The sequence below is a fragment of the Nocardiopsis sp. CNZ308 genome (assembly GCF_004217075.1).
Map to the genome: position 1 here is coordinate 3,491,301 of NZ_SHKJ01000001.1, position 12,580 is coordinate 3,503,880.

The window sequence follows — 12,580 nt, forward strand, 5'->3', positions numbered from 1 at the left end:
CGTCACCCACCACCACCCTCAACTGACGCCTGCGGCGCGGTGTTCTCCATGCCCGTCACCCACCACCACCCTCAACTGACGCCTGCGGCGCGGTGTTCTCCATGCCCGTCACCCACCACCACCCTCAACTGACGCCTGCGGCGCGGTGTTCTCCATGCCCGTCACCCACCACCACCCTCAACTGACGCCTGCGGCGCGGTGTTCTCCATGCCCGTCACCCACCACCACCCTCAACTGACGCCTGCGGCGCGGTGTTCTCCATGCCCGTCACCCACCACCACCCTCAACTGACGCCTGCGGCGCGGTGTTCTCCATGCCCGTCACCCACCACCACCCTCAACTGACGCCTGCGGCGCGGTGTTCTCCATGCCCGTCACCCACCACCACCCTCAACTGACGCCTGCGGCGCGGTGTTCTCCATGCCCGTCACCCACCACCACCTGACACCCGCACCACACTCGTCCCAGCCCCGCGCGCTTGGCTCCCCGCCCCGTACGCCTCGCCCCCAACCCCGGCGCGCCTCCCGGGCGACGGCGGGAGGCGGGGTTAGAACACGGCCAGGAGGAGGGCGCCGGTTCGGGAGGGGGAAGCCCGCTTCGGCCGTCATGACGTGCGGTGCGCCCAAAGCGCGCACACGTCCCGACCACGGACGGAGACGACCGCTAAACGGGTGTTGCCCGAATCCGCGCGGGGACCAACCCCTACCATCGCGGTACCCGAACGTCGTTCGTTGCTGAAAGGGGCGATCCACCGTGCGCCGTGTCGTCTGCCCGGGTTCCTTCGACCCGGTGACCTACGGTCATATCGACATCATCGGCCGGGCGGCCAAACAGTACGACGAGGTCGTCGCCGCCGTGCTCAACAACGTCAACAAGCGCGGCCTGTTCACGGTCCCGGAGAAGCTCGACATGCTCCGGGAGGGCACCGCCGGGTTCGGCAACGTCCGGATCAGCGAGTTCGACGGCCTCCTCGTCGACTTCTGCCGGTCGAACGGCATCGAGACCATCGTCCGCAGCCTGCGCTCGGTCAGCGACTTCGACTACGAGCTCCAGATCGCCCAGATGAACTACCAGCTCTCCGGCGTGGAGACCGTGTTCATGACGGCGAACCCGCAGTACTCCTTCCTGTCCTCCAGCCTCGTGCGCGAGATCGCCCAGCACCGCGGGGACGTCTCCAGCCTGGTCACCCCCTACGTCCAGGAGCGCCTGCGCGAGAAGTACGAGCAGAAGAGGTCCGAGGGCCTCTGATCCGGGGCCTCCGGGCGTTCGGCTCCGCCGCCCTCCCCGCCGCCGGGACGGGGGCTGATTTGGGCGGCAGGGTACATGCTGGGTACAATCTCGGTTTGACCATGGGTACCGTCGGTTCTCGGCGTGCCCCGACACCGGCCGTGCCCGTCGCACGCGACGCCTCCCGCACGTCCGGTGCCGCGCCCGCAACCCTCGTGAAAGCCCGATGACCCTGTCTCGCCTAGATCCTCGTGACCCGTTCGTGGTCGACACCCGCCAGCTGGGCCGCCAGCCGGGGTCGATGCGGACCGTCAACCGCATCGTGACCGTCCCCGAGGCGTTCGCCACGGCGATGGCGGCCGTGCCCGAGGGCAGCGAGGTCGAGTTGGACCTGCGCCTGGAGGCGGTGATGGAGGGAGTCCTCGTCACCGGCACCGCACGCGGCCAGCTCACCGCGGAGTGCTCGCGCTGTCTGGACCCGATCTCGGAGGGCGTCGAGGCCGGATTCCAGGAGCTGTACCGGTACTCCGCCGACGACGAGGTGGCGGTGACGGGCGAGGACGCGGACGACGAGGATGAGGACTACTATCTGGAGGGCGATCTCCTCGACCTCGGACCCGTGGTCCGAGACGCCGTCGTGCTCGCGCTCCCGCTCACGCCGTTGTGCGGTCCGGACTGCCCCGGCCTGTGCTCCGAGTGCGGTGCCAAAATCGCCGAGGCCGGGCCCGACCACGGCCACGGCGACAACATCGACCCTCGTTGGGAGGCGCTCCGCGAGATCGCGGACGACCCCGGCGAACGATGAGCTCGTGCACCGATCGCGGACGGCCGCCCCCGGGCGCGCCCCCGCCGACCGGGGCACACCTTCCCCGCCACAGTGCGCGGGGTGACCGAGAGAAGCGACCTCCCGCGACCGCGCGGGGGTGACCCAGGAGGATTGAAGTGGCCGTCCCGAAGCGGAAGATGTCGCGGAGCAACACCCGGACCCGCCGTTCCCAGTGGAAGGCGTCGCGCCCGGTGCTGGTCAACTGCCCGCGCTGCCGCGACCCCAAGCAGCCCCACATCGCGTGCCCGACCTGCGGCACCTACAACAACCGCCAGGTCACCAACCCGGCCTAGGCGCGCCGTGGATCACATCGCTGGTCCTGCGCACCGCAGCCGAACGCGTCCGGCGGATGACGGGTTCCGGGTCCTCGCACCCGGTTCCCCAGCCATATCGGGGCGGATCCCGCACAGGGGTCCGCCCCGAAGCGCTGTCACCGGTCGGCAGACGGTCCGAGCGGACGCGCCCGTGCACGTGCTGGGTCACGTGCCCGTGCCCGTGCCGCCCCGCGTGCGCTGCGGGTGCCCGCGCCGGTGCGGGCGGGGTCCGCGCGGATCCGGCCCCCTGTCCACGTACTCCCCGAGCGCCGCCGTACGCGGGTTTGTAGAGTGATGTCAAGGAACAAAGCGTGATACACGACGAGCACCGGCGCGCGGGAGCGTGCGCGCGCCGCACGGCGGTCCGGGTTCTCCCGGGTTCCCGAGTTCGTGGTGGTTGCCGGGGGAGCGGAGCCTCCCGCGACGGTCACCTCGTTTTCGAGCACCCTGACGGAGCCGCGGGGGCCGCACCCGACTCCAGCCGTCCGCGCGCCGCAGCCCGGCGCGTACGAACAGGGAAGTGAACGAGTGGCCAACCAACTCCCCGTCTCCGAAGCCAAGGCGTTCCACCAGGCCATCGGGGTCGAAGTCGATCCGAAGATCCTGCTCAGGGCGCTGACCCACCGCTCCTACGCCTACGAGAAGGGCGGTCTGCCCACCAACGAGCGCCTGGAGTTCCTCGGGGACTCCGTGCTCGGCCTGGTGGTCACCGACACCCTCTTCCGCAAGCACCCCGACCTGCCCGAGGGGCAGCTCGCCAAGCTGCGCGCCGCCGTGGTCAACATGCGCGCCCTCGCCGACGTCGCCCGGGGGCTGGGCGTCGGCGCCTACATCCGGCTCGGCCGAGGTGAGGAGGGGACCGGGGGCCGCGACAAGTCCTCGATCCTCGCCGACACCCTGGAGGCCGTCATCGGCGCCGTCTACCTGGACCGCGGCCTGGACGTGGCCTCGGAGTTCGTGCACCGCCTCTTCGACCCGCTCATCGCCACCGCCTCCGGGCTGGGCGCGGGCCTGGACTGGAAGACCTCCCTCCAGGAGCTGACCGCGGCCGAGATGCTGGGCGTCCCCGAGTACCACGTGGACGAGAGCGGGCCCGACCACCAGAAGACCTTCCGCGCGACGGTCCGCGTCGCGGGGGAGAGCTACGGCCTGGGCGAGGGGCGCAGCAAGAAGGAGGCCGAGCAGCAGGCCGCCGAGTCCGCGTGGAAGGCCATCAAGGCCCGCTCCGAGGCCGCCGCCGGCGCGGCCGGCGCCGTCTCCGGCGACGGGCAGGGGTGAGGCGGCCGTGCCCGAACTCCCCGAGGTCGAGGTCGTCCGGCGAGGCCTGGCCGAACACGCCCTGGGCCGTACGGTCGGCGCCGTCGAGGTCCTGCACCCCCGCGCGGTGCGCCGCTACCTGCCCGGTCCCGCCGACTTCGCCGCCCGCCTGTCGGGCCGCGTGCCCACCGCCGCGCGGCGCCGCGGCAAGTACCTGTGGCTCGTCCTGGACAACGGCGAGATGCTCCTCACCCACCTGGGCATGAGCGGGCAGATGCTGGTCCAGCCCGGGGGCAAGCCCGACGAGAGGCACCTGCGGGTGCGCCTGCCCCTGTCGGACGGCACCGAGCTGCGCTTCGTCGACCAGCGCACCTTCGGCCACCTGATGGTGGACGTGCCCGGGGCGCGCGAGGACGTGCCCTCGTCGGTGGACCACATCGCCCTGGACCCGCTGGACCCCGACTTCGTCGCCGAGGACTTCGTGCGGGCGCTGCGGGCCCGGCGCACCGAGGTCAAGCGGGCTCTGCTGGACCAGTCGCTGATCAGCGGGGTGGGCAACATCTACGCCGACGAGGCGCTGTGGCGGTCCCGGCTGCACTGGGCGCGCTCCACGCGAGGGCTGTCCGACGCCGAGGCGGTGGAGCTGCTGGGCCACGTGGGCCAGGTGATGAACGAGGCCCTGGAGGTGGGCGGCACCACCTTCGACGGCCTGTACGTCAACGTCAACGGGGAGAGCGGTTACTTCGAGCGCGGGCTCAACGCCTACGGCCGCCGCGACCGCCCGTGCGGGCGGTGCGGCGCCCTGATCGTCCGCGAGGCGTTCATGAACCGCTCCTCCTACAGCTGTCCGACCTGCCAGCGGGCGCCCCGCGGCCGCACATAAGGCCCCTTTGGCGTGTCGGCAAGCAAAGTATGTCTGCCAGGTAAGTAAGGAGTCCGTCCGTGGGGGACGAGGTCGAGGCCGTCCGGATGACCGCGTGGGTGCGCGGGCAGGTGCAGGGCGTGGGTTTCCGCTGGTGGACGCGGTCCAAGGCGCTGGAACTGGGCCTGGTCGGGGCGGCGACGAACCTGCGGGACGGCCGCGTCGAGGTGGTCGCCGAGGGCCCCAGGGACGCGTGCGAACGGCTTCTTGGCCATCTCCGGGGCGGTGCAACACCCGGTCGTGTGGACTCCGTGGTCGAACGTTGGTCCTCGTCTGGGGGGACGTTCACCGGATTCGACGAACGGTGAGTATGCTTGTGGGGTAACGCGATTCGAGCACACCGCGCGACCGCGGCGGTCCCCAGGGACTCGCGGCGGGACCTCGCGGGGTGTGAGGCGACCGTCGTGCGGCCAGTCCGCGCGTTCCGGCTGGACCCGGGGTGGCCTTGTTCGGATCGTGCGCTGCCACCTGCCCTGGATACCTGTCCGGGGCGTGGCCGTTACGGACTGTCGTAATCCAATCTTGACCAGCGGCGCGCACAGTGAGACTCTGGAAGACACATCGCGCAGATCTTCCACCCGGGCCGGACCACCATCGGTCGGCTTTCCACGGGACATCACGTGCGCGGATCATCACTGGTCACTCAGTGTGGAGGACCCACATCATGGCGAAGGCTCTGTTTGGCCACGTCGGCGTCTCCGACCCTCGGATGGTCTCGGAGGTGCGGCGGCTCCAGAACCGGGTACGCGACCTTGAGGACGAGATCAGCCGTCTCCAGGCACAGAACGACCAGCTCAGCATGGCCGTCACCGATGCCGCCTCCGGCGCGACCGACCGCGAGCCGGCGCTCGCCTGACCTGACGACGTCGACGTTTCGGGCGCAGCCAGAGCTGCTCTTTCCGATGTGCTCGACCCACTGACGGGGACGCCGAACACACGAGCCAGGCGTCCCTGGTCGGAACCGTCGACGGACCGGGTCTGCTTGTCCTCAGTCCGCTTCGCCGCAGTCTTTCCTTTCCCTTGCGGCTCTTTTTACCGTTGTACCCGGCGGACCCTTTCGCAACCCTACGTGTCCGCCGGACATCCCCCCTCTTCCCCGCCCGGGCACGGGCCCCGGGGCCGTCCGCTCGGGGACACCAGCCCGAACCCCACCCTCCGGTCACCGCTTCGTGGCACCCTTAGGTGGTCGCGCTGTGTATCAACGGTGACCGTCGTGGGAGGTGTGGGTGTACCTGAAGAATCTGACGCTGCGCGGCTTCAAGTCGTTCGCGTCGGCCACCACCTTGCGTTTCGAGCCCGGGATCACCTGTGTGGTCGGTCCCAACGGCTCGGGCAAGTCCAACGTGGTGGACGCCCTGTCCTGGGTGATGGGGGAGCAGGGGGCCAAGTCCCTGCGCGGCGGCAAGATGGAGGACGTCATCTTCGCGGGCACCTCCACCCGCCAGGCGCTGGGCCGCGCCGAGGTCAGCCTCACCATCGACAACACCGACGGTGCGCTGCCCATCGACTACACCGAGGTCACCATCCGGCGGACCATGTTCCGCAACGGCGGCTCGGAGTACGCCATCAACGGCGACACCTGCCGCCTCCTGGACATCCAGGACCTGCTCAGCGACTCCGGTATCGGCCGTGAGATGCACGTCATCGTCGGCCAGGGGCAGCTGGACACCGTCCTGCACGCCGGTCCCGAGGAGCGCCGCGCCCTCATCGAGGAGGCCGCGGGCATCCTCAAGCACCGCAAGCGCAAAGAGAAGGCGATCCGCAAGCTCAACGCGATGCAGGGCAACCTGGACCGGGTCACCGACCTCACCGCGGAGCTGCGCCGCCAGCTCAAGCCCCTGGGCCGCCAGGCGGAGCTGGCCCGCAGGGCCGCCGTCATCCAGGCCGACCTGCGCGACGCCCGCCTGCGCCTGCTCGCCGACGACATCGTCACGCTCACCGGCCAGCTGGCCAAGGAGGAGGCGGACGAGAAGGAGGTCCTCGCCCGCCGCGGGGCCGCCGAGGCAGCCCTCGCCCAGACCCAGGAGCGCGAGACCGAGCTGGAGGCGCAGGCCGCCGAGGCCGCGCCCGCCCTGGCCCGCGCCCTGGAGACCTACCACGCGCTGTCGCGCCTGACCGAGCGCCTGGACGCCGTGCGCGGCCTGGCCAACGAGCGCCACCGCAACCTGGCCTCCGTCTCCGACGAGCCCGTCCACCGCCGCGACCCCGAGGAACTGGAGATGGAGGCCGAGGAGGCCGCCGCCCAGGAGGAGGAGCTGCTCACCCGGCTGGAGGAGGCCCGCGAGGCCCTGGAGGCCACCGTCACCGAGCGCTCCGCCGCCGAGGACGCCCTGCACCGCGAGGAGAAGCGGCTGGAGGCCGCCAACCGCGCCTCCGCCGAGCGCAGGGAGGGCCTCGTGCGGCTGTCCGCGCGGGTGGAGAGCCTGCGCGGCCGACTGGCCTCGAACGGGGACGAGATCACCCGGCTGGAGGAGTCCGCCCGCCAGGCCGCCGAACGCGCGGAGCGGGCCCAGGCCGAGTACGAGATGGCCGCCGAGGAGGCGGCCGGCCTCGACGAGGGCGACGCCGAGCTCGACGCCGCCCAGGAGGAGGCGGCCCGCCGCCTGTCCGAGGCCGACGCCGGGATCAACCGGCTGCGCGACGCCGAGCGCACCGCCGAGGGGGAGCGGGCCGCGCTCGCCGCGCGCAAGGAGGCCTTGGAGCTGGGGCTGGCGCACAAGGACGGCGCGGGCACCCTCCTGGGCGCCGACCTGCCGGGGATGCTCGGCAGCCTCGCCGCCCTCGTCCAGGTGGAGTCCGGCCAGGAGACCGCCGTGGCCGCGGCCTTCGGCACGGCCGCGGGAGCGGTCGCGGTCAGCGACCCCGACACCGCCGTGGCCGCGCTCGACCTGCTCCGGTCCGAGGACGCGGGCCGCGCCGGGATCGTCATCGCCCAGGCCGTCCCCGCGGTGCCCCGCGGGGAGTGGCCCGCGCTGCCCTCCGGGGTCCGCTACGCCCTCGACGCCGTCGTCGCCCCCGAGCACCTGGCCGGAGCGGTCACCGCCCTGCTGGACCGCACCGCGCTGGCGGCCGACGCCCGCGCCGCCCGCGACCTGGTCCGCAAGGTCCCCGGCGTGCGCGCCGTCACCCCCGAGGGGGACGTGTTCTCCGCCGCGCTGGTGCACGGCGGTTCGGCCGCCGCGCCGAGCCTGCTGGAGGTCCAGGCGGCCGTGGACGAGGCGGCCGGGAGGCTGGAGACGGCCACCGAGGCCGCCGGACGGATCGCCGCCGAGCTGGAGGAGCGCAGGCGCGAGCGCGCCGACCTGGCCGCCGAGGTCGAGGAGCTGACCGCGCGCCGCCGCCAGGGCGACCGCAGGCGCAACGAGTCCGCGCAGCGGCTGGGCAAGCTGGGCGGGCAGGCCCGTTCCGCCGAGGCCGAGTCCGAGCGGTACGCGGCCGCCGCCGCCAAGGCCGCCGCCGCGCGCGGCGAGGAGGCCGCCAAGCTGGAGCGGCTGGAGGAGGAGCTGGCCGAGGCCGAGGAGGTGGCCGCCTCCATCGAGGAGGACGCCCCCGATCCCGAGACCCGCGACGAGCTCGCCGCCCAGGCCTCGCGGGCCCGCGCCACCGAGATGGAGCGCCGCCTGTCGGTGCGCACCGCCGAGGAGCGCGCCCGCTCGATCGAGGGCCGCGCCGAGCGGTTGCGCGCCCAGGCCTTCGAGGAGCGCCGCGCCATGGAGCGCGCCGCCGAGCGCCGGCGCACCCGCGCCGCGCAGGCCACCATCGCCGAGGCGGTCGCCGAGGGCGCCCGCCTGGCCCTGGAGCGGATCGCGGTGTCCCTGGCCGCGGCCGAGGCCGAGCGCACCGCCGCCGAGGCGGACAAGGAGGCGCGCGACGCCGAGCTGCGGACCGTGCGCGCCCGCGTCCGCGAGCTGTCCGTGGACCTGGAGAAGCTGACCAGTTCGGCGCACAGCGGCGAGGTGGCCCGTGCCGAGCGCCGCCTGCGCCTGGAGCAGCTGGAGGACAGGGCGAACGAGGAGATGGGCGTTGACGTGCCCACCCTGGTCGCCGAGTACGGGCCGAACGTGCCCGTGCCCCCTCCGGGCGACGCCGAGGAGGACGCGGTCCCGCTGCCGTACGTGCGCGAGGTGCAGGCCAAGCGGGCCAAGGCCGCCGAGCGCCAGCTCAACCAGCTGGGCAAGATCAACCCGCTCGCGCTGGAGGAGTTCGCTGCGCTGGAGGAGCGGCACGCCTTCCTCAACGCCCAGCTGGAGGACCTCAAGAAGACCCGCCGGGACCTGATGGACATCGTCCAGGAGGTCGACGCCCGGGTGCAGGAGGTGTTCTCCTCCGCCTACCTGGACGTGGAGCGGGAGTTCGCGGCGATCTTCGGGCGGCTCTTCCCCGGGGGCGAGGGTCGGCTGCTGCTCACCTCGCCCGAGGACATGCTGACCACCGGGGTGGAGGTGGAGGCCCGTCCGCCCGGCAAGAAGGTCAAGCGCCTGTCGCTGCTCTCCGGCGGCGAGCGCTCCCTGACCGCGGTGGCCTTCCTGGCCGCGATCTTCAAGGCCCGGCCGTCCCCGTTCTACGTGATGGACGAGGTCGAGGCGGCCCTGGACGACACCAACCTCCAGCGCCTGCTGGTGATCTTCGAGGAGCTGCGGGCCGCCTCGCAGCTCATCGTGATCACCCACCAGAAGCGCACCATGGAGGCGGCCGACGCGCTGTACGGCGTGACGATGCAGGGCGACGGCATCTCCCAGGTGATCAGCCAGAAGCTGGAGCGCCCCGCCTGACACACGGCCGGGGCCGCCCTCCCGGAGGGGAGGGCGGCCCCGGTGCTGTTCCCCTTCGGGCCCCTTCGCTTCGGCTCCAGCCGACGGGGGCTGGTTCCCGCGTCGAAGGGCGCCCGAACACGGGCCGAAGCGGAGGTCCTCAGAGGTACTGCTAGCCGCGGTCGATGGTGATGACCGGGGAGGTCCAGGTCTCCCAGTGGTCGGGGTTGTCCGGGTCGCCGAGCGCCTTGAGCGCGCGGGCCTCCAGGCGGTACTGGCCGTCCCGGACCGGGGTGATCCGGTCGTGGCGGTCCAGGACCGTGCCGTCCCACGCGTAGCTGAAGAACGACGTCCCGGTCGCGCTGCGGCTCACGTGGTCCACCGACACCCCGACGTTGCGGTCCGGGTGGACGGGGCGCCCGGTGCGCTCGTCGACGACGGTCATCTCCAGCAGCGTGACGTGGTGGTCGAAGTGCGCGATGACGTACGGGACGTCGGGCAGGCCGTCGACCCACTCCAGGGTGTAGGTGGCGCCGTCGGGCTGGTTCTCGAACGTGCCCCCGCCCTCGCTCACGCACTCCAGGCCGGAGAACGCGCCGCACTCGGTGATCCTGGTCAGCCACGGCAGTTCGAGGACGTTGCCGCTGCCGTCGGTGATCGGGGTCATCGCCTCGATCTGCTGGTAGTCGCCGTTGTAGGCGGCGTAGGGGACCCGGTAGGTCTCGCCGCCGGCCTCGGCCACGGAGACGTAGCCGCCGTAGATCATCTGCTGGAAGTCCTGGGCGGGCGGGGTGAAGGTCACCTGCACCTCGGCCGTGCCGCCCGGTGCGACGGTCACCTCGTCCCGGTCGAAGGCCACCTCGGCGGAGGCGTCGTTGTAACCGGGGGCGAAGGTGTTGCCGTGGGTGCCCAGGGCGCTCTCGTGGCCCAGGGTGTAGGTGGCTTCCTCGTCACCGTCGTTGGCGATGGTGATCGTCTCGGTCACCTCGCCCTCGGTGGCGCCCAGGGACAGCTTGCCCGGGGTCACGGCGGTGGTGGCCAGCACGGCTCCGGGCACGTCCATCATGCCCGCGCCCTGGCGGTGGACGTTGTCGGTGTAGCCCGCGTCGGGGTCGCCCCACCAGCTCTTGGGGTCGGCGCTGTTCTGGAGGACGTCGCGCACCTCGTGCGCGCCGAGGTCGGGGCGGGCCTCCAGCAGCAGCGCGACGCCGCCCGCCACGTGCGGCGAGGACATCGAGGTGCCGCTGATGGTGGCGTAGCCGCCCTTGGCCATGGGGTAGGTGGAGTTGATCAGGCCGCCGGGCGCGCCGATGTCCGGCTTCAGGGCCAGGTCGGGGGACAGGCCGAAGGAGCTGAAGGAGCTGATCAGCCCGCCGGTCGGGTTGGGGATGGTGGTGGTCTCACCGGTCCAGGACAGGGTGACGGGCCCGTCTCCCTCCAGGAGTTCCAGCAGGTGGGCTCCGGAGGTGTCGGAGATCCCGACGGAGAACGCGCCCTGGTCGACGATGCCGCTGCCCGCGAACATGCCGGGGACGTTGTTGTACATCACCACGCCGGTGGCGCCCGCGGCCACGGCCGCGTCGTACTTCTCGGCGAAGGTGCACGCGCCGCGCACCATCAGGGCGGTCTTGCCCTCGGGGTCGGCCTCCAGCTCGTCGCCCAGGGACGGGCAGCCCCGTCCGACGTGGACGAGTTCGTCGGTCTCACCCGAGGTGGGCGGCGGGGAGGCCTCGCCCATCTCCATGTAGGCCAGGGTCTCGCCGCTGGGGTTGGCGGTCGCCGACGCGGACCGGATGTGGGTGTTGTCGTAGGAGGCGACGCCGATCACGTCCTCGCCCAGGCCGGGGGCGCCCGCGGAGTACAGGCCGGTGTCGCCCTCGTTGCCGATGGAGGCGACCACGACCATGCCCTCGTCGACCAGGTTGTCGGAGGCGACCGCGGTGGGGTACTGCGGCCAGGAGTGCGCCGAGCCGATGCTCATGTTGAGCACGTCCATGTCGTCGGCCAGGGCCCGCTCCATGGCGGCGATCATGATGTCGGAGGTGGTGGAGCCCCCGCAGCCGAACACCTTGTAGGCGCCGAAGTCCACGCCGGGCGCCACACCGGTGACCTCGCCCCGGGCGCCGACGATCCCGGCCACGTGGGTGCCGTGGCCGTGGCAGTCCTGGGGGTCGTCGTCGGGGGCGGGCACGGTGGTGGGGTCGCCCGCGTTGAAGTCGTCGCCGACGAAGTCGTACCCGGTGACCACCCGGTCGTTCGGGAAGCCGCCGCCGCCCAGGTCGGGGTGGGTGTAGTCGACTCCGGTGTCCATGACGGCCACGCGCAGTCCCTCGCCGGTGAGGCCGAGTTCGTTCTGGGCGATGTCGGACCCGGTCATCGGCAGCGCGGTGTCCAGGTCGGGGACGCTTGTGTCGCCCTCGGGGACCTCGTAGGTGACGACGGGGTAGATGGCGCTGACACCGGGGATCTCCCGTGCCGTGCCCACCTGCGCGTCGTCCATCTCCACGGAGAAGCCGTTCCAGAGGTCGCCGAACGAGTGCCGTTCGGTGTACTCCAGGCCCGACTCCTCGGCCTCGGCGCGGAACGCCTCGTGCTCGTTCTCGACCTGTGCCGAGGAGGTGCCCGCGGTGGTCGGGGGGCTCTCCAGTTCGATGAACCACAGGCCGTCCGCCTGGTGGGTCAGTTCGCCGTTCTCGGCGGAGGGGGCGGGGTGCAGGGGGGCGAGCTCGGAGGCGTCGTCGGCGCTGGCCGGTGCGGCCGCGACCAGGCCCGCGACGAGTGTCAACCCGGCGAGCGACGCCAGGCGCGTGCGGTGGGGTACCACCTTGTCAACACATCCCTTCTCGGTGCGCGCCTCAGGACACCGGGGGAGCGGGAGTACCCCACTGGGTACGGCTGTGGTGCTCAGGGGGATACGCCGCTTAATGTCCGTCATCGGTTAGTCGGCGCGCATAGCAACGAGATCATTGCCGTGCGCCATGAAAGTGTCAATGCTCACCAAGGCTCAATCTGGACACACAGGGGACCGAACCATCCCTCTGCTTTACAGACGTAATCAAAACCGGCATTCTTCTCTTTTTTCGCGAAAGCAATAAAAGATGCGAAAAAGGGTGGCTCGTTCCCGTGCGGCGCCTTCCCGGCCGCCCTCGGCGAAGAGGCGCGGCCCCGCCGGAGAAAGCGCAGGCCAGAGTAGCCGTCGGGGTGCCCGCGGGGGTGTGCGGCGGGCCGAGTACGCTGGGGGTTCCGGGCCGCCCGCGGGCGGCCCGAGCGGTGTCGACGGAGCG

At 71.9% G+C, this 12,580-nt stretch carries 9 protein-coding genes; 8 read left to right on the plus strand and 1 reads right to left on the minus strand.

Features of this window, described 5'->3' with window-relative positions; genetic code table 11:
• Nucleotides 1-752 precede the first annotated feature (752 nt).
• The 8 genes from coaD (at nucleotide 753) to smc (ending at nucleotide 9,317) form a co-directional block, all read left to right on the plus strand.
• Nucleotides 753-1,247 (plus strand): pantetheine-phosphate adenylyltransferase, encoded by a 495-nt coding sequence (gene coaD / locus EV372_RS15260; protein WP_130396518.1) that lies wholly within the window; start codon nucleotides 753-755, stop codon nucleotides 1,245-1,247.
• 205 nt (nucleotides 1,248-1,452) lie between these two features.
• Nucleotides 1,453-2,031 carry a YceD family protein gene (locus EV372_RS15265; protein WP_051104355.1) on the plus strand — a complete coding sequence of 193 codons (579 nt, stop codon included), beginning with the start codon at nucleotides 1,453-1,455 and terminating at the stop codon, nucleotides 2,029-2,031.
• Nucleotides 2,032-2,168: 137 nt separating this feature from the next.
• A complete protein-coding gene (rpmF, locus tag EV372_RS15270; RefSeq protein WP_013151268.1) occupies nucleotides 2,169-2,345 on the plus strand; it encodes a 50S ribosomal protein L32 in 177 nt (58 codons plus the stop codon).
• Between the two features lie 549 nt (nucleotides 2,346-2,894).
• Nucleotides 2,895-3,644, plus strand: a complete 750-nt coding sequence (rnc, locus tag EV372_RS15275; RefSeq protein ID WP_130396519.1) for a ribonuclease III — start codon at nucleotides 2,895-2,897, stop codon at nucleotides 3,642-3,644.
• A 7-nt stretch (nucleotides 3,645-3,651) separates the two neighbouring features.
• Nucleotides 3,652-4,506: a bifunctional DNA-formamidopyrimidine glycosylase/DNA-(apurinic or apyrimidinic site) lyase gene (gene mutM / locus EV372_RS15280; protein ID WP_130396520.1), complete on the plus strand. Its 855-nt coding sequence runs from the start codon at nucleotides 3,652-3,654 to the stop codon at nucleotides 4,504-4,506.
• A gap of 59 nt (nucleotides 4,507-4,565) precedes the next feature.
• Nucleotides 4,566-4,853 (plus strand): acylphosphatase, encoded by a 288-nt coding sequence (locus EV372_RS15285; protein WP_130396521.1) that lies wholly within the window; start codon nucleotides 4,566-4,568, stop codon nucleotides 4,851-4,853.
• Between the two features lie 356 nt (nucleotides 4,854-5,209).
• Nucleotides 5,210-5,401, plus strand: a complete 192-nt coding sequence (locus tag EV372_RS15290; RefSeq protein WP_019608670.1) for a hypothetical protein — start codon at nucleotides 5,210-5,212, stop codon at nucleotides 5,399-5,401.
• Nucleotides 5,402-5,771: 370 nt separating this feature from the next.
• A complete protein-coding gene (smc, locus tag EV372_RS15295) occupies nucleotides 5,772-9,317 on the plus strand; it encodes a chromosome segregation protein SMC (RefSeq protein ID WP_130396522.1) in 3,546 nt (1,181 codons plus the stop codon).
• Nucleotides 9,318-9,468: 151 nt separating this feature from the next.
• On the opposite strand, the gene EV372_RS15300 is transcribed toward smc, so the two are convergent.
• Nucleotides 9,469-12,120, minus strand: coding sequence for a S8 family serine peptidase (locus EV372_RS15300; protein WP_130396523.1), 2,652 nt, complete (start codon nucleotides 12,118-12,120; stop codon nucleotides 9,469-9,471).
• Nucleotides 12,121-12,580 lie beyond the last annotated feature (460 nt).

Bases quoted from the DNA above. Each gene is read 5' to 3' on its own strand.
- EV372_RS15265 (WP_051104355.1), top strand. From the start codon at position 1,453: ATGACCCTGTCTCGCCTAGATCCTCGTGACCCGTTCGTGGTCGACACC.
- EV372_RS15290 (WP_019608670.1), top strand. From the start codon at position 5,210: ATGGCGAAGGCTCTGTTTGGCCACGTCGGCGTCTCCGACCCTCGGATG.